Origin of the sequence: Pseudomonas sp. efr-133-TYG-103a (assembly GCF_030209235.1) — a bacterium.
Lineage (GTDB): Bacteria > Pseudomonadota > Gammaproteobacteria > Pseudomonadales > Pseudomonadaceae > Aquipseudomonas.
This window is the reverse complement of record NZ_JARVSK010000043.1, coordinates 53,518-75,541: the sequence shown is the minus strand read 5'-3', so window position 1 is coordinate 75,541 and position 22,024 is coordinate 53,518. Positions and strand designations below refer to the sequence as shown.

Genomic DNA, 22,024 nt, shown 5'->3' with positions numbered 1-22,024 from the left:
CTCGTACGAGGTGACTCGCGCAGGTACCAAACGCACCAGTTACTCAGCAATTCTTGAGTTCAGCGTGGGTGTCGGGCAGCAACCTCTGTTGGATGCGCCGTCAGTGGCCGGCAGCGAAGACGACATCCTCGATGACGGCATCCTTGGACTGGAAGAGATTCCCGATGGCGCGCAAATCGTGGTGCCACCGTGGGAAGGGATGACCGCTGGTGACAGCGTAAAGATTAACTGGCAAGACGATAAGGGGACGCCGCCTTACACCGACAGCGAGGACATTCTCGGCTCCGCTGTGGATAAAGACGTGATCTTTCCGATGACGCTGGCGGAAGTCCGTAAAAGCGTGGACAGCACCGTGACGGTGACCTACACCATGACGCCACTGGAAGGCGAAGATAAAGCATCACGGCCTTTGAGCTTCGCGGTGCAGGCAGCCGCAGCGCTGCCATTGCCTGCGCCCATCATCGACGAAGCGGACAAAAATACCTGTTCTCTTGACCCCGGCACTGTCGTCAATGGCGCCCATGTGACCATTGGCGCCGAAGCGCAGCTTAAACCAGAAGATGAAGTCACCCTTGACTGGGCAGGCCAGGCGGGAGACGGAAGCGTATCACCTGTCAAGAAAGCAACCGTTGCCGGCGAAATGAAGTTCGACATCGCTTACGCCACTGTCGCCGCCAACAACGGACACAGCGTGACACTGCATTACTCTGTGAAGCGAGCAGACGGAACCACTGAAGGCCCGTCGCCCGATGCTGTCTATGACATCAAGAGTACCGTTGGCGCAGGCCTGTTGAAGATCATGGGTGCTCGATTCAATCGCGGCAGTTACCGGGCCTCGGCAACACCGCGGCGCATCAGTGCATTTAACTCCACGACCGGGGCTGCATTGTCCGCCCAGTGGCAATATGAAGGCGACGGTGACGTATGGACTCAAGGCACCAGCTTTCGTGACACGCACCCGGAACTGGTTTTGCGTGTTCGCACCAGCGACGACTTGGTTGCCCTCAATCCGGCCAATATCATCGGCAGCGGCAATGACACCACCGTCGTGGGCGATGCTGCAGTGGTTGCCCATCGAGACACAAGTGACGTCATCGGATGGGGCAACCCTGCAAACGGAGCGCAGATCCCGCCTACTGTCATCACCATGGACGATATTGTTGAAGTGACCTGCACCCGCAGCGCTTACGCCGCTCGACGCCAGAACGGTTATGTCGTGGCGTGGGGCCTTGCGGCCGAGGGCGGCAGCCTTGCCGTACCTGCGCCGGGCCTTTCTGCCGCAGATTTCGTTCACATCGCCAGCAACAGCATGGCATTTGCCGGGATAAAAACAGCCGGGAATCTGGTTGCGTGGGGCGACGCGGCTTCGGGCGGGGCAATACCTGCCGAAATTTCCGTGCTGACGGACATCTCCCACATCGTTGGAGGAGGTACTGCATTCGCAGCGATCAGGCGCACCGGGGAGGTCGTCGCGTGGGGGCCGGCGGTTTCGAATACCGGTCCTATTGGCCCTGCTGACGTTGCCGGCCTGACCGATATCAGCGAGAGCTCGGCCGGTACGGTGCCGCCTGACATCGCCACCCTGACCGATATCATTGAAGTTTCCGGCAATTTCACAGCCTTCGCGGCCATGCGCGAAAATGGTCGCGTCGTCGCATGGGGCACCGCTGCAGACGGCGGGGAGGTGCCTGCGAACATCGCGGCGTTAACCGATATTGCCGAACTGGGATGCAGCACCGCGCGCGCGTTTTCGCTGATCAGAAAAAACGGGCAAGTGATGACGTGGGGTAATGCGACCCATGGTGGCGTCGTTCCCGAAGATATCGTGTCGCTGACCGATATCATCGAGGTCAGTGCCTCGTGGCAAGCATTCGCGGCCCGCCGTGGCAATGGCCATGTCGTCGCGTGGGGTCCGGCGACCCATGGCGGGGTGGTTCCTCAGGAAATCGCCCTGCTCAACGATATCGTTCAGGTTGTCGGTAACGCCATGGCCTTCGCCGCGCTGCGTCGCGACGGCACCGTGGTGGCCTGGGGAGACGCGACACTCGGCGGCGACACTGGCAGCGTAATCGCCGAGCTGCACGACGTTCGTGCGGTTTACGCAAACAGCCAATGCTTCGTGGCGTTAACGTCTGACGGCCGTATGGTGACGTGGGGCAATGCAGCGGGCGGTGGCGATAGCAGCGCCGTTCAGAGCCTGGTTCGCGGTAAGCTCTCCTATCAGGCTACCCTCACTTCAAAAAGTCGGGCGCTGAAAGCCCGAGGCAAAATCGATAAAAAAGAGCCCCGCAGCAGAGCGACAGCCGACTGGAGTCAACCCACGGTCGATGAGGCGCAGGAAAACGGTTTTCTCGACCCTGGCACCGATCCGGATCGTCAGATCATCGTCCATGTACCGCCTGGTGAATTGAAGTATCTGGACCGAGTCAACCTGTACTTCGATACCGCATTGATCAACTTCGCGGTTGTCAATCGCAACGGTCCGGGATCAGGTCTGGATTTCAAGATCCCGGCGTCGGCGTTTTTCCCCTATGCCGAAACCATCGTTACCATCAGCTACGGCGTCGTTCCATCCGGTGAACAGGAGGAACAGCGCTCAGCGTCGCTGGACCTCCCCATCAGTGGCGGATTCGAAGCGGCTGCAACGATGGACCTGTCGTCGAAGCACTACATTGTGGCCGCAACCAAAGCGCCCTCGACGCTGCCTGATTTCGCTCAAATGACGCGTGTTGCGACATGGGGCGTCGCACCTTACACCTTTGATAGCAACGACAAAGAAGTCGCAACCGTGGACAGCGATGGACAAGTGACAGCGCTGGCAAATGGCGATTGCGAGATCTCTTGCACAGACAGTTTGGGTGCAACCCGCCGTTACACGCTCACGGTGAGCGGCATCAAGGTGGTTCATTTTCTCACGGACAGTACCGACTGGGCGGGTATGCAGGATGTCTGCGCTGCAGCGGGCGTCAGCCCGATCACGCTGGCGCAATTGAAGTCGTTGTGGACGACGTACGAGGGCGAGGTCCCGGTGAGCACTTACCTGGGCTGGCTCGATTACCCCTTCTGGACCGCTGACAGCGTCGGCGCCGGCACTTACGGCACTTATGACCTCAGTGGGTCAGATGTCAACGAAAACGCAAGCAGCGCCGACGCGTCACTGCCCCATCAGGCCGTGGGCATATCCACGGGTGCTGCGAAGTCCGGGGCGCCTGATTCAGGCGGCCAATGAGTTGATCTCACGCTCGAACCGTCCGGGTTGCAAGGACCCGGACGATTCGCGCAGCAACCCAAGGAGTTTTAACCGTCATGAAGACACTCATATTCAGCGTTGTGGCACTGCTGCTTTCGATGGCTCTCCAGGCAAAAGCCATCACTGGCCCGGAGACCGCTCAACTGCTCAATAACCGCTACCAGGCCACCACCCAGACCTGCGCAGCCAACAAACCCGCCTGGTACTGCAGCGGCGTGTTGGTTAGAACGCAGCTTCAGTCGCAAGCGCCCAGGCAGTTGTTCTGGGAGCATGACAGCGCAGCCACGGCGCTAGGGGCCGAGGGCCTGATTTACCTGCGTCGCGATCTGAGCATCCGCGATACCCCCACCGCCAATGGCGCCGTATTCACTGATCTTTTCACCGCAGTGGGCGACGGCAAGTCGCTGGAGGTGCTTTGTGCCTACCCATTCGCCGCGCAGCTAAGCAGTCATGCCGACTTCGGCTGTGCCCTGCCCGCCGGCTCTCGGCAATCCTCGACCAAGACCGGTTCCTGTGTCGGGCTGGGAGTCACCGACACTCAGTCTTGGCTGGCTCACTTTCAACAGACCGGCAATCAGGTGGAGGAGCAGTGTTCACTGGACGCGCTTGACCCGATCCAGTTCGCTATCAGCCTTACCGCACATGAAGGCCTGGGCAGCGAATGGTCGTCCAGCGCCAATCAGGTCCAGGTTAAAAACTGGGACGCCTCGAGTCCATCGAACGTGCCGGTGCAAGCGTTGTTCTACGACGCGAGCCAGACAGGAGCACTGGCGGCAGCTCAAGCAGACCAACGTGATTTTTTCACTGCCACCGGACAATGGCTACCGGTGGTGCGCATGGATCTGAGCGACGCATCCGGCAAGGTTTTCGGGTTCAACCTGCAGGACCAGCTTTACGTGGGTTACCAGGTCGCCGCAAGGCTCAACGCCCGATACGCCGACACGCGTGCCGAATGTCCGGGTGGACAGCCAGCGTATTACTGCAATGGGGTGTTGTTCCGCTCTAACGAGGCGACGAGCAGTTTCCATGCCTGGGATCCCAGCCCGGGCTCGACTCAAAATAACGGCGTTTCTTTTTCCTATGCTCGTCAAGACATCACCATCAACCAGCTCGTGTTCAGCCGCCCGTTTGGCTTTATTTTCAAGGAATCGGCTGCCCCAGTTGTCCATTCGGTCACCGTCCGATGCGCCTACCCGTATGACGCGGCCACAAGCGGCAGCCCCGACCCCTGCACGTTTCGCGACGCATGCGAAGCACTGGGCATCAACAGCGTAGCTGCATGGATGGCGCGATACGCGGCTAACCCCGGCAGGGGGTGTGCTTTTGAAGGATCCCGTGCAGCGCAATTTCAGTTGAGCGTGGAGGTACGGCATGAATTTCCCAGTCGCATAGACTGGAACGAAATCATGCTTGCGGCCTGGCCGCAGGGCATTCCTGACCAACTGCCGCTCGAAGCGCTGTTCTACCTGTCAGGCAGCGGCGCGTTGGCCCACGCGCAATTCATCCAGAACGACTATTTCCAGCAAACCCAACGATTCCTGCCCATCGTCGCGATGAATCTGGCAGCACTCGATGGCGCGACTTTTACCTATTACCCCGCAGAGCAACTGGCACCCGGCGCGCATTCAATACGTCGAGGCCAACGCTACGAGAGCTCCGGCTCCGCTGACCATTAACGCCTCCGTGCCCGCTCAATAAGGATGCTCATCATGAAACGCTATTCACGCACCCTTTTCCCCCCACTGGGCCTCGACCACTCAACATCCACGCTGTCCCCGGTGTTGATCAGCGGTCTGGTCACACCCGTCAAATACGGTCAAGGCGGGGTCAACATCAGCATCGTCCAGGGCAACCCAAGCGGTGTGCTCGCCGCCGTGGACCCCTGGCGGCCCATGCAGGTGGGCGACCGTGTCGACATCTATTGGGACGGCGTGCAGGTGGGCGGGCGCGACGTTATTGAAGCCGACATCAACGAACCCATGTACTTTTATTTGAGAACTGATCCGATCAAGCCTGACTGGGCTGAAAAAGTGTTCTACAGCCTGATCCGTGCCGGGTCGACCGTGGCGGAGGAATCCGAGCCGTTGCGCCTGCGGGTCAAACTCAACCGGCCGGCCGGCAAGGACAAAGATCCACATGACGAAGGGCACTCGGAACTCGCCGCGCCGCAACTGCCGCAGGACGTTATTGATAACGGCGTTGATGCCCAGTGGGCCAAGGATGGCGTCCCGGTGACCATTGCTGCGTACCCGGACCGGGCCGCTCGCGACACGGTCGACTTGCGGTGGGGCGTGGTGCGGATCCTCGCGGAAATCACCGAAGAGCAGGCTGCGGGCAATGACCCCATTGTCATTACCGTTGACCAGGACGCGATACTCGCGGCAGGCGACTCCACGAATCTGCGTGTGTACTACCAGGTATACGACGAGGTCATGAATTACTCCGAGGAATGGTCTAAGCGGACCTTCGTGCCGGTAGATGCCGGCGGCTGGAAGCTGGAAGCTCCCATCATTATGGAAGCCAATGATGATGGCGAGATCGATTTGGGCGATCTGGGCAGCGCGACCGTCACGGTGAAGATCCGTGTCACCGCAGACTCGTTCGAGCACTACGATACCGTGACCATGACATGGCTCGGCACCACGGCGGCAGGCGCCACGCTGAAGTACGACGAATCGGTCACCATCGATAACATTCCCGCAATCTATAACACCAGCGTGCCGAATGCACTCGTGCGCGAGCTTGTCAACGGGACTGCTCAGGCGTCTTATGTCCTGACTAAAGCCAACGGTGACCCGCCGCAGTCATCAAAACGGGCAAACGTGAAAATTATCGGAGTGGCGCCGCTGAAGATACCGCGGATTCTGGAACTGATTGGCGACGTGCTCGACCCGCATGCAGAACGCGCTCATGTAGAGATCCCGGTTTACGACGGCATGGCCAACGGTGATGTGATCATTCTGTTCTGGGAGGGTACCCGCGCTGATGGCACGCCCTATTGCTATGGACCCCGACACACCGTGTCCGGCAACGAGGTGGGCAACATCGTTTATATCCCTGTGACGAGTGAGCACATTGCGTTGCTCGAAAACGGCACAGTCGACGTCAGTTATCTGGTCTTAAACGATGCTTGGCGGGTGTCTGGTGTGCGGGAGTCGGAGCACCTGTACGTCAAGGTCGGCCAATACGTGAGTACATTGCCGGCGCCGATTATCGTTGAAGCACCGGACGGGGTGCTTGACCCCGAAGTGAACCCCGGGAATGTCACGCTACGGGTCAAGGCCGATACGGCCATCGACGATACGCTGACCTGGTATTGGCTCGGTCAGCCGGGCGCGGGCAGCGGCAGCGACTGGATCACCATCACCGGGATCAATGCAGGCGAACAGGTCGACTTCACCATTCTTCGATCACTGATCGAGCCCAACATCAATGACGAAGTGAGGGTGCTGTACACACTCAAGCGCGCCGCCACAGGCCTGTTCGAGTACTCGGCAACGCTGAACCTGGTGATAGGCAAGCTTATCGGCGAACTCCCCGCGCCTGCCGTCCTCGAAGCGGGCAAGGACAAGCCCCTCGACCCGATGGACGCTCTGAACGGCGTCACGGTTCAAGTCAGTTACGCCAGCATGGAGAAACAAGACGACATCACGCAGATCTGGCTGGGCAGTCCGGGAGTTGGCTCTCCGGCCGATCAGGAAGCGAGTGGGAGTGACAGCGGGCTGGTCAACTTCTCGGTTCCTGCGCAGGTGGTCGGGGCGAATATTGGCCGCGAGGTCAGCGTGTCCTATCGCGTCAAACGCTACACCGCTGAGAAGCCGTCCGATCTATTGCGATTGCCCATACTGCCCTTTGGCAACCCAGACAAGGACCTCCCGCAACCGGTCATTACGCAGGCGAACAACCAGACGTTGACGCTAAACCTGGCGACGTTCGCCGGCAACGCCACCACCACCGTACCCAAATGGCCCTTCAGTGCTGCGGGCCAGCGAGTCTGGTTGCGGCTTGAAGGTGAGAGCAGCAACGGCGGTCTCTACGCAATCACGCTACTGGACGGAGCCGTACTCACCAGCGCTCAAGCCTCTGACGGCCTGTCCGTCACCCTGCCGCGCACTGAACTGGAAAAGCTTGGCCAGGACACCGACCTGACAGTGATTTGCAACGTTGCCTTTGACGGTATCGCCAGTGAAAGCGGCGCAGTGCCTTTCCCACGGGTGGTGTACACCTTCAAACTGCACCATGACTGGGTCAGTCCGCAGATCATCAGCGTCAAGGACAGCAAGGGCGAGGTCAACGAAGGCGCAATCACGTTTGATACCTCGGTCGCCCTCACCGGCACGTCGACCCTTGAGGCTGAGCTCGAGATTCTCGACGACAAGACGCCTCTGACCAGCACCCGTGCAAATGGCAGCGGCGCATGGAACATCGATCTGTCGGGGTTAAAGGTCAAGAACTACAGCCTTACGGCCCACGCGCTGGATGGCAGCGGCCTGATTTCGCAGCCCCGTCGGTTTGAAGTGGTCGCCAACCTGACGCCGACGATCACTCAGGCGGTCGGCTCCAACGGGCCGATCAGCAACGGCGGCAGCACGGTCGAAACCAGTATCACGTTGTCTGGCCAAGGCAGCCCCGATCAGCAGATCGAACTGTTTGAAGGCAAAGACTCCAAAGGCACGGCGCGTACAAACGGTGCAGGTGCCTGGTCGATGACGCTGTCAAATTTGACGGTCGCCTCGCATGCATTCAAAGCCAAGGCGTTATATGGGACGCGGCCGGAATCGACGGAATGGACGATTATTGTGACGCAGGCGGTCACGCCGACAATCAACAGCGTCAAAGACTCCAACACCGTTGAAATCCCGCCCGACGGCTTTACCGTGGACACCACGGTGGTGCTGACGGGCAGTGCCAGCGCGAATCTGGAGGTGGAAATTTTCGACGGCGCAGATTCCAAAGGTAAAGCCAAGGCTGATGCGGGCGGACAATGGACGCTGGAGCTGAAGGGGTTGAGCGTGGCAGTGCATGCCATGATGGCCAAGGCCGACTACGCAAGCCATCCGGAATCACCGAAGCGCAAGTTCACCATCACTGCCGTCGTCACCCCGACCATCACCAGGGTCGAGGATCCACAGGGCAACCCCGTGACCAATGGCGGCTCTACCTACGCCAATACGGTCACCGCCTCGGGCAAGGCCTCGATCGGTCAATCCGTAGAGTTGTTCGACGGCGGCGCGTCCAAAGGCACTGCCAGCGTGAACAGTAGTGGCGACTGGTCGCGGTCGGTGAGTGGCCTGTCGGTCGGCGCGCATAGTCTGACCGCCAGAGCGCTTTATGCGGACAATCCGGTGTCTTCAGCGTGGGCATTAAACGTTCAAGCTGCCACGGCGCCCACGCTCAGCGTACGCGACTCCCGAGGGGAGGTTGGTCAGGGAAGTAACATAACCGACACGACGGTAACGGTGTCAGGCACGGCTGTGGCCAACGAGCAGGTAGAGGTCTTCGACAATAACGTGTCCAAAGGCACGGAAACAGCGGGCGGTAACGGCGCGTGGAGTCGCTCCGTGGGAGTGCCCATCGGTTCCCACAGCATCAAGGCTGTCGGGAAATATGGCGACAATCCTTCATCGCCGACTCGCAGCTTCAACGTGGTATCGCCGATACCGGATTTCGTGCTGGATACATCGCCCGTGTCGCTGAATGGAGCATTTTGGGGGCTGGCAGGCTATCCAGGCCACGTTCCCCTAAATTGGCCAGCAGGGACTACGTATCGCAGGAACCCTTCCAGCGGGGTGGCGCCCTACAGTTATTCGTCGAGTGACACGTCAAAAGTATTAGTCGATAACACCGGTTTCATCATCTCGGTGTCGAACGGTACAGCTACTATTACGGTGCAGGACCAGCAGGGCCGTCGAGGCTCTTATACCGTGACGGTTTCAAATGTGACAATGGTGCACGGAATTGGCAAGCGTGATTACAAAGATGCGAACCGACAGGCCGCAGCCCGCGGATTACATCTGATGAATATGGAACAGCTCCGTGCTATTAACCGCCTATACGGGAATACTTTTCCTATGGGGAACTTTCCGTACTGGTCAACCGATGGTGCCGGATTTTTACAGAACTACACCCTAAACATGGTCACAGGTGAGCAAGGAAGAGGAACCGTCACGCTACCTGGCAGCTACTGCGGCGTTCTGGCCATATGAGTGAATCGGGAGAGCTTGAAGAAGCTCTCCCGATAGTCAGAATCACCAGCTATACCGCAACCCCACATTCGCCCCGAATGGCTGTTCAATGTGCTCGCCATTGGAATAGTCGAAGTCAGCATGTAACTGCAGGCTGTCCGAGAATGCCACCGCAACACCCGCCCCCAACTCACCGCGCGAGCCGGACAAGTCGTTGTTGAACACGTTGTTGTTGACCTGAACTTCGTTGTTCTTCGCGAACTCGTGCACCCCCGCCACCCGTACATACGGCTGCACGACACTGCCGCCCTCCATCGCAAAGTTGCGTCCTGCGGTCACGCCCACTTTGCCCAGCAGCGAGCGGGTACGGTCCCCTTGCGCTTGCATGCCGTTGTCCAGGCCATAATCTTTGCCCTGAATCACCACGGCAGCCCATTGAGTGAAGGGCTCGACGAAGTAACCGTCGTCCAGTTTGACGTGGCGTCCGAACTCCACCGAACCGCCCAGGCCGTCGTTGTCATAATCGCCCTTGGCACGTGTGCCGTCGCTCATGCTGACTTTCGAATCGTTGCGAAAGCGGTTGAGCTTGAGCACGCCGTCGAAATAGTAGCCGCTGGCCTGATCCAGCCAGGTGGTGTAGGCGCCCACGTAATAGCTTTTCACGGTGCCTGAGGTGCCACGGCTGATGTCCAGATCAGAAGTGCTGTGGCCGGCGAGCACACCGATCAGCCATTGACCGTCACCCATCGGCAGCGGCGCATCGGCACCCAGCGACAGGCCATGCTGCGTCTGCTGATAACCCACACCGGATGCTTCATCGACGTTGTATTTGTTGCCATAAGAGCGCACCCAGCCACCGGCTTTTCCACCATTGAATCGCAATTCACCCATCCGGCTGCGCAGGGAGGTCAGCTCGCCGTACCAGACCGTCGGTGCGGTGTTGAACAGCGCCAGCACCGAGCGCGTGCCAGGACTGATCGTTGCTGTCCTCGGATCGAGAAACCAATCGGTCCCGCCCGCGCCGTTGCTCGTCGACGCCAGTTGGTAGGAATAAGTCCCCACGTCCACCGCGCGATCGCCCGCCAGGGCAAAGGTCGCATTGCCGCCCCCGGTCTGCACGACGGTCAAGGGCTGCGGTGAAGCCGGGTCGACGCCGGATCCTGCGATCTGCAAGGTATGGCTGCCCGTCGCAGAACCACTCACCACAAGGGTGTCATGCTGGTTGGTGGCGTAGTCGACATCCATGACAAAGGTGCCAGTACCCGACAGCGTGCCGACGTTCAGTTGATAGAACTCGTTGGCGCCACCGAACTTCACCGTGCCGGTGTCCATCACCAACGTGTTAATGCTGTTCGACGCGGTCATGTTCCAGATCGAAGGATCGCCCACGGTCAACTGATCGACATCGATCAGATTGCCGGTGAACACCGAATCATTCTCCAGCGAGACGACACCGGTGCCGTCGCTGGTGATATCGCCCGTCATCCTGCTGGCGCTGAGGCTGATGTCATGCACGCCCGACACATTGCCGATCAGCGTCGATCCGTTATTCATCGTCAAACTGCCGGTACTGCTGCCGTCGGCAGAAATATTGCCGGCCAGGCTGCCCTGATCGAAAGTCAGGTCAGCGGTGCTGTCATTGGAAATGTCGATATTGCCTTGCAAGTCACTGGCTTGCACCGTCACGGTGGCGGTGGCGTTGTCGGTCACCTCCAGCGCGTTGCCATTGCCGCCGGTGAGCGTGGTGCCGTTGAGCAGGTTGAGATTCGCCGTAACGGCCGCGTTCTGGCCTGATATCTGGATGGCGGCGCCGCTCGCGCCTTCGACATGAGTGCCCACGAGATCGACCGTTCCCGTGGCGCCGGGACTGCCACGGTAGCTGATGCCGTTGAGCCCGCCGGTCACCGTGCTGTTGCGCAGGGTCATGTTCGAATTCAATGCCTGAATCCCATAACTGTTGGCCCCGGTGCCCTGAATGACCGTACCGGTTGCATCCACGCTGCTGTTAACGGACAACCTCATCCCGCCGGTGACACCCGTGACGCTCCCCCCATTGATGAGGAAGGTAGCCCCAGGGCCGCCTATCGTTTGGACGCCGTAAATGCCGAGGCCTTCGCCGCTCACCGAAGAGTTGGTCAACGTCACCAGCGCGGCGTCCGCTGTAAAAGCCGCGACGGTGCCGGTTGTGGTGATCGTCGCGCCGATGATGTTTGCCGCCGAGCCCGCATTCAGGGTGATCCGCCCCGCAGAGCTCCCGGCATTGAGATTGAGCGTGCCGGCACCACTGCCTCCCAGCGAAAGAATCTGGCCACCCGCATTGACGGTCAGGGTTGCCCCTGTTGCCATGTTCCAGCTCTCTGGCGTGTCGCCCGAGTTGACGGTGACGGACTCGCCCGGCAGCAGGACACGACCCTGGGCAGCGGCGCTGATGCAAAGCGCGAGCGAGATGAAAGTTGAGGGTTTGAAATAGCGGGAATACAAAAGATGGGATGAGTTCATGTCAGCTCCATGGAATAAACGCCATTCCCGCGGAACTGCTTAGAAGCGCCGTAGGATGAGGGCGCGAAGACTACCTTCTTCAAATCTGCAACTATGTAGGATTTTTCCTAACGTTTTGAGCGTAGCATCCTACGATAATTAATTATTACCTCTCGTCTTTAAATCCGAACGCGAAAAAAAGGCAAGACCGCAAATATACAGTCTTGCCCAGGCCTGATAGCGCCTTGCTACCTCAAATTTTGCCCAATACAGGACGGGCCGATCGGACGAAGATCGGCGGGCATTTACCTCCCGCCGAGCGGCTTGAGTTCGGCGGGCACGTCCCTCCCGCATTCACCGAGGAACAGCGAATCAACAACGACCCCTCCATCGGGGGAACAGTATTCGAGGTGTACGTCAGCTTCACCGAACCGTCTCTGCCCGCAGGAAGAACATGCGTGTCGAACGGCTCGAATAGCTCAACGAACCCCTCGGTCGCCTCGTCCGCTGTGATCTCCTTGTCACGCTCGATAGGGACTCCTGCCGGCACGGTACCCTCTCTGTCGGTATAGGGCTGCCAACTGAATGTCAGCGTCTCCCCGCCCTTGAGCAGTGGAGCGTTGCCCGGCACGTTGACCGTCACGTGCTGGTCGGCGCCAATGAAGGAGTCGCAGTTGAGGATAAGTTCACCGCCGGGCAACGTGACCGCATTCGGGAACTCTGGCGCGGCCAGAATGATCGGCAGCGCCGCCGACACGTCCACCAGCGTGGGCTCGCACGACTCGACATTGCCGCTGTCATCGGCAAGACCCAGGGTGTAGAACACCGCCACTTCGGTACTGCTGGGCAGGTCCTTGATGTCGTCCCACTGCACCGTCAATGTATATTGACTGCCTGGCGTGCCCACCACAGGGCTGAAAGTCCCGACGGGATGATCCAGCGAGTGCCAATAGAGAATGATTCGCTCTCCGGTTCCGATGGGGTCGTACAGGTCAAACGTCACGTCGACTGGAAGGTCTGCATCGTCGGCGGTCAGCACGTTATCCACTGGGTTCTGCCCGGTACCGCGTACCGTGACCCGTGGCAGGAGTGGATTGACCGGTTTGGGTCGATCAGGGTTGACCGGGCCTGGCACGAAAAAGTCGACGGCGATGGTCGTGTCCGCCGAGTCGAACGTCCGGATGCCGCGCCTGACGTAATACTTGATCTGCGTGTCAACCTCGCCAGGCCCTGCACCATAGGCGGGCGCCAGTATGGTGGTGTACGGGACGTTGAGGACGATGGGGTCCTGCGCGCTGGTCATCTTATGGACCACCGGAATTTGGGACGTGCCCCACGTCAGGATGAGCTCATCCCCTTCCAGCCAATTCTCATAAAGGGGAATCTGAACGAGGTTGTCCCCCAGCAGCACGTCATCCAGATTCAAAACCCCGTCGTCGTCAATGCGCGGCACCAACGGCGCTTCCAGCGGCGCGACAGGCAGCGGCTTGATGTAAAGCCCCGTCTCCGCACTGTCCGAGGTATTGCCACGGTTACCAGGCTTGTCAACCAACCGGCAGTACAGAAAAATCGTCCCGTCCTTCAGGTCATTGAAGGCTTCTGGAGGCACTTGCATCTTCACGGTGCCATCTAGCTCGCTGGGACCCAGCTCGCCGGTGAACACGGGGTCCGTCGGCGTCGTGTCCTCGTTATGCACATACAGTTCCAGAGAATCACCCGGCTTTTTGTCGGTATAGGACGCAACAATGATTTCCACCCCGTTATGGGCGGCCAGGTATTCGGCGGTGATACCGTCCGAATCGATGGAGACATCGGAAAAAGTGAGTTTATCGGGTGACTGATTGTCATTAGGCGGGGTCTTGTCGATGATAAAGGTCGAGACCTCAGAGCACGTCGTCGTCGCATTAAAACTCAAGGTTACCGAATACCTCAGCTCGAACTGCCCTTCGACAGCAAAGTTGGATTTCGCCAGCTCCAATTCAATCGGAAAGTTTCCCGGGTGGCCGTCGCCCGGAACCGCAATGGGGTCTTGCGCGTTCTGCCAGTCACCGGGGCCCGCAGGCCTCCATTGAAACTGCAAGGTGTCTTCTTCACCCGGCTTGGCATACTCAGACCATTCCTCAATCTTGATCGTCATGTCCTTTTCCTGGTCCGCCCTGGGAACCAGCCCGGCGAACTGCGCATCGCCATTCCACCAGTCCGGTGGCTGCGGCGCTGTCAACGTCACGACACAGTCTTCCGCTGCCTGCAATGTCAGCCGTTTTTTCTCCCGGCTGATAGCGCTTGCCAATGCGTACCTGAGAAGGTCGAACTTTTTCGATGATTTGCTGCTCATGCCATTTCTCCTTGAGTTGACGCTCGCCGCTCGAGCCCGGCGAGTCCTGATTCCCTGCTTGTGGATCTATCTACTGCCACGCCCCCACGCTCGAAACAGGCGCGCGAGAAAACTACAGCTCCTACGACAAAATTCGCATCCGCTCCCAGCAGACGTAACGCGTGGTGGCAGTAGCGCAACGGGCCCGCAGATCTCACCGCCCGGCAATTGCCGATTGATCTTCACCAGTCCCTCGTAGGAACCGCCCGACTGGCCGCTCACTTTCGTCAGGCGATAACTCGCCACGGCTGACCCCTCGATGATGGGTTCGATGTACGGGATGAAAGGCTCCACGAGGATGTCCAGATAATCGTCTATGACGTTCTGCGCACTGATCTCGCGGGAAAAAGTCCCCTCGGTTCCGGCAATGGGGTCATTGCCATTTAACGTGCGATAGCCCTGCCAGTGCAGCGTGATCTTGTCCTGGTACTCAAACAGATTACGCACGAACTCGATCCTTACCCGGATGCCGTTCCAGGGCTCGTGCGCACAATGGATATAACCGTAGAGCGTGGCATCCGGGAACCGAGGCTCAGGCAGATCGCCCCCCGGCAAAGGCTTGAGCGTTACCGTTGCGGCGGTCTCGCGGGAAAAAGTCTGGGTTTCGTTACCGGCACGGTCGCGCACCTTGTAGGTCGCGTAGAAATTTCCGTCCCGGTCAGGTGCACGGATGACGCTGCCAGGGAGCACGATACGAATGTCGCCGGCACCTATTTCAGCCTGCGTCACTGTCTTGCTGGCCACAACATCAGAGGTGGGCGGGTTGTTCTGCGACCAGTAGAGATCGACGGTGTCACCGGCTTTAGCCTCCCGGTACACAGGACTGGGCAGCCTCAGTTCGATCTCATCGTTGTGATTGGCCAGGTACGCTTCATCGATGACGCCACCGGGCAGATCGGCAGGCAGCAACAGCGCAAGCAACTGCTGATCGTAACTGGGAGGACGGGTGTCGATCGTGACGGTGCGGCGCTCGGAAGACACGCTGGTATTATTGCTACCGGTAACCACATACCAGACCTCATACACACCGTCAGGCTGCAGGAGATTCTTGTCCACCGCCATGGCGAATGGAAACAGCGCCGTATCCACCGGCCCATCGAATCGCTGGGTCGCCACGGGATCGCCGGAGGCAGCACCGCTCCAGAACAGCGTCACGGTGTCCCACTCATCCTGCCCCGCGTAACTGGGCCAAAGCGGGATCAGAACAACAAGGTCATCGAGTTGCGTTCCAGTGAGCACCAGGCCCTGCGGATCATTGGGATCGATGATCGCCGGAACCTGCGGCACCATCAGACTGAAATGTGCGGTGTCACCGTTTCGCCACGAGGACGTAGCTGTCCGATCCTTGGTCATGTGGTTCCCATCCCTGTCCGTGGAAACGCTGTCGGCCGGCACAGCGGCTTTGACAGCGCAACAGGTCTTCATTGAGAACCATTACAGCGGGCTTGGCTACTGTCAGAAATGACAGTTCCGGTCACCGCCGGTCGGATCCGGCGGCGTGTCAATCAAACCTGCGTCCAGTGCGTGATGGTGATCACACCAGCGCCTCGTCGATCACCAGCACCACCTTGCCCGAGACCTGATTGGTGGCCAGCTCGGCGTAGGCTTCTTCGGCCTCGCTGATCGGGAAACTGCGAGCCAGTTGCGGCTTGAGGCGGCCCTCGGTGAACAGCGGCCAGACGTGCTGGCCCAGATCGGCGAGCAGGTCGGCCTTGAACTGATCGTCGCGGCTGCGCAGGGTCGAGCCGAGAATCTGGATGCGTTTGCCCAGCACTTGGGCGAAATCCAGCTCTGCCTTGCGGCCCCCCATCAGACCGATCAGCACCAGACGCCCGTCGGTGCCCAGCACCTTGAGATTCAGCGCGGCATAGTTGGCGCCGACCGGGTCGAGGACGACGTTGAACGGCGCGAAGTCGCTCAGGCCATCCAGGCTCTCGGTACGAACCACGCCCCCCTGCGCGCCGAGGTCTTCGCAATATTTCAGACGGTCCGCCGAACCGACACTCACCCAGCAAGGGTTGCCGAACGCCTTGCACAGCTGAATGGCAGCTGAACCAACTCCACTTGCTCCGGCATGCAACAACACTTTTTCGCCGGGCTTCAGACCCGCCAGCTGGAACAGGTTCAGCCAGGCCGTCGCATAGACTTCCGGAATGCCCGCCGCTTCATGCAGCGACACGCCCTCTGGTACCGGTAAAACATGCCGTGCGTCGACGACCACTTCTTCGGCCATCGCCCCGCCCGCAACCAGCGCACAGACGCGGTCTCCGACCGACCAGGAGGTACCGGAACCCACTTCGGCGATGACGCCGGAGCACTCCATGCCAAGGATTTCCGTGACGCCGGGCGGTGGCGGATACAGCCCCGCACGTTGCAACAAATCGGCTCGGTTGAGCCCCGCCGCCGCGACCCTGATGCGAACTTGCCCTACATCGAGCGTCGGTGATGGCTGTTCAACCCATTCCACATGACCTTCAACGCCTTGCAATGCTTTCACGGTGCCTCCATAGTGAGTCTGGACTGAGTCCGATGTGCCTCCTGGCACTCGGGCTTTCTTGCATTATGCGACCGGGTTCCCCTCTGTCCGGGGCGGAACCGGCGACCTCAAAGACGGCCTACTATGCGTTATCAATTGTCCCCGCGTCGAATCAGCATGAAGCAATTTTTGCCCAGCACTACCCTTGCATTACTCCTCGGTCTGACCGCACTGCCCATGTCGGCCAGCACTTTCGCAGCCAACAGCTGGGATAATCTTCAACCTGATCGCGATGAAGTCATCGCCAGCCTGAATGTCGTGGAGCTGCTCAAGCGCCACCACTACAGCAAGCCGCCGCTGGACGACAAGCGTTCGGAAATCATCTATCAGAGCTATCTCAAACTCCTCGATCCTGCGCGCAGTTACTTTCTGGCCAGCGACATCGCCGAGTTCGATAAATGGCGCTTCCAGTTCGACGACTTTCTCAAGAGCGGCGATCTGAATCCGGGATTCACTATCTACAAGCGCTACCTGGACCGAATCAAATCGCGTCTGGACTTCGCGCTGGCCCAGCTGGACAAAGGCGTCGACAAGATCGATCTGAACACCAAGGAAACCTTGCTGGTGGATCGCAAGGACGCGCCTTGGCCCAAGAACGAAGCCGAACTCGATGACCTGTGGCGCAAGCGCGTCAAGGACGAGGTGTTGCGCCTGAAGATCGCCGGCAAAGACCCGGCCAAGATTCAGGAAACTCTGACCAAGCGCTACAAGAACCAGCTCGCGCGTCTGGGTCAGACACGCAGCGAGGACATCTTCCAGGCGTACCTCAACACCTTCGCGATGTCCTACGATCCGCACACCAACTACCTGTCACCTGACAGTGCGGAAAACTTCGACATCAACATGAGTCTGTCGCTGGAAGGCATCGGCGCGGTCCTGCAAAGCGACAACGACAACGTCAAGATCGTGCGCCTGGTGCCGGCCGGCCCTGCCGCCAAGACCAAGCAAGTGGCGACCGCCGACAAGATCATCGGCGTGGCCCAGGGCGACAAAGAAATGGTCGACGTGATCGGCTGGCGCCTGGACGAAGTGGTCAAGCTGATCCGTGGTCCGAAGGGCTCGGTGGTGCGCCTGGAAATCATCCCGGCCAGCAACGCGCCGAACGATCAGACCACCAAGATCGTGTCGATCACCCGCGAGGCGGTGAAGCTTGAAGAACAGGCCGCCAAGAAGTCCGTGCTGCACCTGAATCAGGACGGCAAGGACTACAAACTGGGCGTGATCGAGATCCCCGCGTTCTACCTCGACTTCAAGGCCTATCGTGCCGGCGATCCCGAGTACAAGAGCACCACGCGCGATGTGAAGAAGCTGCTGACTGAATTGCAGTCCGAGAAAGTCGACGGCGTGGTCATCGACCTGCGCAATAACGGTGGCGGCTCGTTGCAGGAGGCGACCGAACTGACCAGCCTGTTCATCGACAAAGGCCCGACCGTGCTGGTACGCAACGCCGACGGCAAGGTCGACGTGCTGGAAGACGAAAACAGCGGCGCGTTCTACAAAGGGCCGATGGCGCTGTTGGTCAATCGCCTGTCCGCCTCGGCTTCGGAGATTTTCGCCGGCGCCATGCAGGACTATCACCGCGCATTGATCATCGGTGGCCAGACCTTCGGCAAAGGCACCGTGCAGACGATTCAGCCGCTGAACCACGGCGAGCTGAAACTGACGCTGGCCAAGTTCTACCGGGTCTCGGGTCAGAGCACCCAGCACCAGGGCGTGCTGCCTGACATCGCTTACCCGTCGATCATCGACACCAAGGAAATCGGCGAAAGCGCGCTGCCTGAGGCGATGACCTATGACACCATCAAGCCTGCGATCAAGCCGGCAGTGGACCCGTTCAAGCCGTTCCTGGCACAGCTGCAGTCGCGCCACGACGTGCGTTCGGCCAAAGACGCCGAATTCGTGTTCGTCGAGCAGAAGCTGGCGCTGGCCAAGCAATTGATGAGCGAGAAGACCGTCAGCCTGAACGAGGCCGAGCGTCGCAGTGAGCACGCCGATGTCGAGAACAAGCAGCTGGTGATGGAAAACACCCGTCGCAAGGCCAAGGGCGAAGAGCCGCTCAAGGAATTGAAGAAGGAAGACGAAGACGCGCTGCCGGTGGACGACGACAAGACCAAACCGGAAGACGACGCGTACCTCTCCGAAACCGGACGGATCCTCATCGACTACCTGGGCTTGAGCGGTTCCGTGGCAAAGAAGTGAATCGTCAGGGCTGACGCGCTCTTCGCGGGAGCGCGCTTGCCCGCGATGGCAGCGTGTCAGCCGATGCACGTGTGCCAGGCAGACAGCGATCGCGAGCAAGCTCACTCCTACAGGTTTGCGCAGCGCTGACTGGACATGAAAGACGATAGATGATGGCAAATCGTCATCAAATGGTCATGAATCTGTCGTGAAATAGCGGGGCTTGGCGCCACAGTGCCAAGCCCCTTTTTCTTGCCCCGAGATTGCCATGACCGTGACTGAACAGCTGAGCGCACTGAGTTCAATTCTGACTCACAGCGACTTGCACAGCCTGTTCCAACCGATTGTGTCGCTATCGGATCGCCGTATCCTGGGCTACGAAGCCCTGACCCGCGGCCCATCCAACAGCGCGCTGCACTCCCCTGTCAGCCTGTTCGCCGTGGCGCGACAGGCCGGCCGCCTGAGCGAACTGGAACTGGCCTGTCGTGAATCGGCATGTCGGCGCTTCAGCCAGCAGAAACTCGAGGGAAAGCTGTTCCTGAACATCTCGCCCGAGTCGCTGCTTGAAGCCTCGCACCCGCCCGGCCGGACGCTGCAGTTGCTGCAGCGCTACGGCATTCCGCCGAATCAGGTGGTGATCGAACTCACCGAACAGACGCCCACGGATGATTTCGGCCTGCTGTACAACGCGCTTCATCACTATCGCGACATGGGCTTTTCCATCGCGCTGGACGATCTGGGCGCCGGCTATTCCAGCCTTCGTCTGTGGTCGGAGCTGCGACCGGATTACGTGAAGATCGACCGGCACTTCATCGATGGCATTCATCAGGACGCGGTCAAGCGTGAGTTCGTCGGCTCCATGCTCCAGATCGCGAAGGCCTCAAGGGCGCTGGTGATCGCCGAAGGCATCGAGCTGCAGGAGGAGCTGTCGGTGTTGATCGACATGGGCGTCGAGCTGGTTCAGGGGTATCTGTTGTGTCGCCCGCAGGAGACGCCACCCCGCGACGCGCGCGCCCTGCTGCCAAAGATCGATCCCGCGGCGGCGACGCTCACGGAAGAAGGCAGCGACCTCACTGCGCTGCTCAACGAACTGCCCGCAGTGATCCAGACCACCCCGACCGCCACGGTGCTGGAAGCGTTCCGCAAACAGGCCAATCTGAACTCGCTGGCCGTGCTGGACGAACAGCAACAGCCGATCGGCATCGTGCATCGTCATTCGCTATCGGACGTGCTGTTGCAGCCATTCGCCACCGAGCTGTATGCGCGCAAACCCATCAGCCGGCTGATGAGCGATGACTTCCTCGCCGTGGAGCTGAGTCAGTCGCTGCAGCAGGTCAGTCGGCTGATCACCAGCCGCGCCCGACAGCGGATCGAAGAAGACTTCATCATCATGCACAACGGCGTCTATCTGGGATTGGGTCGGGTGATCGATGTGCTCAAGCTGATCACCGAACTCAAGATTCAGCAGGCGCGCTACGCCAATCCGCTGACCCTGCTGCCCGGCAACGTCCCGATCCAGCAGTGCCTGACCCGTCTGCTGCAACAAGGCCGCGAGTCGATGATCTGCTACGTGGACATCGACAGCTTCAAGCCCTTCAATGACCTCTACGGTTACGGGCGCGGGGACGAAGTTCTGCTGTGCCTGGCGCAGTGCCTGAACGACCGTATCGACCCGAGCCGGGACTTCGTCGGGCACATTGGTGGCGATGATTTCCTGATGGTGCTGAGCTCGGAAGACTGGCGCAAACGGCTGAACCTGTTGCTCGAGGATTTCCAGAATCAGTGTCGGCGCTTCTATCGCGCCGAGCATCTGGAAGCGGGCTGTTTCATCGCCCTCAACCGTCAGGGCCAGCGCCAGGAATTTGCGCTGCTGTCGCTGTCGATCGGGGTCGTGCACCTGCACGCGCAGGTCTGCAGCACCCTCGACGCCAGCCAACTGGCGGAACTGGCTTCACAGGCCAAACACCACGCCAAGGACGTCATCGGCGCCAGCATCCACGTCATCGACACCCTTGAGGCCGACGTCATGGCAGCGTTGAACCAGGCGATTTCCGCAAGCTGATCGCAACCGCCCGAATGAGCGCCTGGTCACGATAAAGGCGAAATACGCGCCGACAGTATGGGAGAACCCGCAACACCCGACGCCTTCCCGGCTGAAGCCGGTCCTACGAAAAACTCGCGGCGTTTGTAGGACCGGCTTTAGCCGGGAAGAGGCTGGTTAATGCTGCGCAGATGCAGCGTCTGGAAATCAGCGTGCGTGAGCCCAGCTCACTTTCCACCCGAATTACGTTTGGCGCGCTTTTTACGGCTCGGGTTTTGCCGGCTCCGGATAGCCGAATTCGAAAACGCGCACGACCTCGGCAGCGTGCCAGGAGGCGGCTGCGACGCCGTCGGAGGGGCCTGAAAAGCGGCCCAGGCGTTCGGCGCATTCGAAGAAGCCGGTGCGTGGCAGGCGGCTGGCGCCCTGGCTGATCACCAGCGAGCTGCGCAGCGGTTGTTCGGCGCGGGCGTCCAGCGCCGCCAGATGTTCGAGCGCGGCCGTCAGCGTCTGCATCGCCGGGCTAGGCAACTGCAGCCGCTCCAACAGTGCCCGGTAGGTCACCAGATGCCGTTGCCGACGCGCCAGGTCGAGCTCGGCGATCAGCCCCTCCCAGTGCTGACGGCTGATGCGCACGCTCATGATTCACCCCGCCAACCCGACACCCCCAGCTCCCACGCCAGGCTTCGTCGGATCGCGGCGTCAGGTTCGCGGCTGCCGTTTTCAATCAACTCCAGATAGGACGGGCTGATGCCCACTGCCCGGGCCAGCCGAGCCAGTTCCAGACCTTTGGCCTGGCGCAGCACACCCACCTGATCGAACGAAGGAAGGTCATCGGAAGCGGCCGGACCGCCAGGCTGAGCAGCCGACGGCGCCTGCGGTGCGTCGGATATCCCGGCGGCCTTCAACAGCGCCTGATACTGCGCCCACGGCAACACCGCGTACTCTGGCTCTCCCTCGCGAGAAATAACCTGAAGATCCATAC

At 59.9% G+C, this 22,024-nt stretch carries 11 protein-coding genes; 5 read left to right on the top strand and 6 right to left on the bottom strand.

Annotation, left to right across the window (positions count from 1 at the left end; translation table 11 throughout):
• Positions 1 to 64: 64 nt before the first annotated feature.
• The 3 genes from QRN36_RS26385 to QRN36_RS26375 all read left to right on the top strand — a co-directional run bounded on the left by QRN36_RS26385 (position 65) and on the right by QRN36_RS26375 (position 9,456).
• Positions 65 to 3,229 (top strand): Ig-like domain-containing protein, encoded by a 3,165-nt coding sequence (locus QRN36_RS26385; RefSeq protein ID WP_285426715.1) that lies wholly within the window; start codon positions 65 to 67, stop codon positions 3,227 to 3,229.
• A 101-nt stretch (positions 3,230 to 3,330) separates the two neighbouring features.
• A complete protein-coding gene (locus QRN36_RS26380) occupies positions 3,331 to 4,926 on the top strand; it encodes a hypothetical protein (protein WP_285426714.1) in 1,596 nt (531 codons plus the stop codon).
• A 33-nt stretch (positions 4,927 to 4,959) separates the two neighbouring features.
• Positions 4,960 to 9,456 carry a hypothetical protein gene (locus tag QRN36_RS26375; protein ID WP_285426713.1) on the top strand — a complete coding sequence of 1,499 codons (4,497 nt, stop codon included), beginning with the start codon at positions 4,960 to 4,962 and terminating at the stop codon, positions 9,454 to 9,456.
• 42 nt (positions 9,457 to 9,498) lie between these two features.
• On the opposite strand, the gene QRN36_RS26370 is transcribed toward QRN36_RS26375, so the two are convergent.
• The 4 genes from QRN36_RS26370 to QRN36_RS26355 all read right to left on the bottom strand — a co-directional run bounded on the left by QRN36_RS26370 (position 9,499) and on the right by QRN36_RS26355 (position 16,784).
• On the bottom strand, positions 9,499 to 11,934 hold the full coding sequence (locus QRN36_RS26370; protein ID WP_285426712.1) for an autotransporter outer membrane beta-barrel domain-containing protein: 2,436 nt from the start codon (positions 11,932 to 11,934) through the stop codon (positions 9,499 to 9,501).
• A 232-nt stretch (positions 11,935 to 12,166) separates the two neighbouring features.
• The gene (locus tag QRN36_RS26365; protein WP_285426711.1) at positions 12,167 to 14,248 is read right to left on the bottom strand and encodes a hypothetical protein; all 2,082 of its coding nucleotides are present in this window, start codon (positions 14,246 to 14,248) and stop codon (positions 12,167 to 12,169) included.
• 66 nt (positions 14,249 to 14,314) lie between these two features.
• Positions 14,315 to 15,640: a hypothetical protein gene (locus QRN36_RS26360; protein WP_285426710.1), complete on the bottom strand. Its 1,326-nt coding sequence runs from the start codon at positions 15,638 to 15,640 to the stop codon at positions 14,315 to 14,317.
• Positions 15,641 to 15,821: 181 nt separating this feature from the next.
• On the bottom strand, positions 15,822 to 16,784 hold the full coding sequence (locus tag QRN36_RS26355; protein WP_285426709.1) for a zinc-binding dehydrogenase: 963 nt from the start codon (positions 16,782 to 16,784) through the stop codon (positions 15,822 to 15,824).
• A 156-nt stretch (positions 16,785 to 16,940) separates the two neighbouring features.
• On the opposite strand from QRN36_RS26355, the gene QRN36_RS26350 reads away from it, so the two are divergent.
• Together QRN36_RS26350 and QRN36_RS26345 are read left to right on the top strand one after the other, a co-directional pair.
• On the top strand, positions 16,941 to 19,022 hold the full coding sequence (locus QRN36_RS26350) for a carboxy terminal-processing peptidase (protein WP_177182131.1): 2,082 nt from the start codon (positions 16,941 to 16,943) through the stop codon (positions 19,020 to 19,022).
• Between the two features lie 247 nt (positions 19,023 to 19,269).
• Entirely contained in the window at positions 19,270 to 21,063 is a 1,794-nt protein-coding gene (locus tag QRN36_RS26345) for a bifunctional diguanylate cyclase/phosphodiesterase (RefSeq protein ID WP_285426708.1), read from the top strand.
• A 240-nt stretch (positions 21,064 to 21,303) separates the two neighbouring features.
• Here the strand turns inward: QRN36_RS26345 and QRN36_RS26340 are convergent, their stop codons facing one another.
• Positions 21,304 to 21,681 (bottom strand): hypothetical protein, encoded by a 378-nt coding sequence (locus QRN36_RS26340; RefSeq protein ID WP_285426707.1) that lies wholly within the window; start codon positions 21,679 to 21,681, stop codon positions 21,304 to 21,306.
• Positions 21,678 to 22,022 (bottom strand): helix-turn-helix transcriptional regulator, encoded by a 345-nt coding sequence (locus QRN36_RS26335; RefSeq protein WP_285426706.1) that lies wholly within the window; start codon positions 22,020 to 22,022, stop codon positions 21,678 to 21,680. The genes QRN36_RS26340 and QRN36_RS26335 overlap by 4 nt, the downstream gene beginning before the upstream one ends.
• Positions 22,023 to 22,024 lie beyond the last annotated feature (2 nt).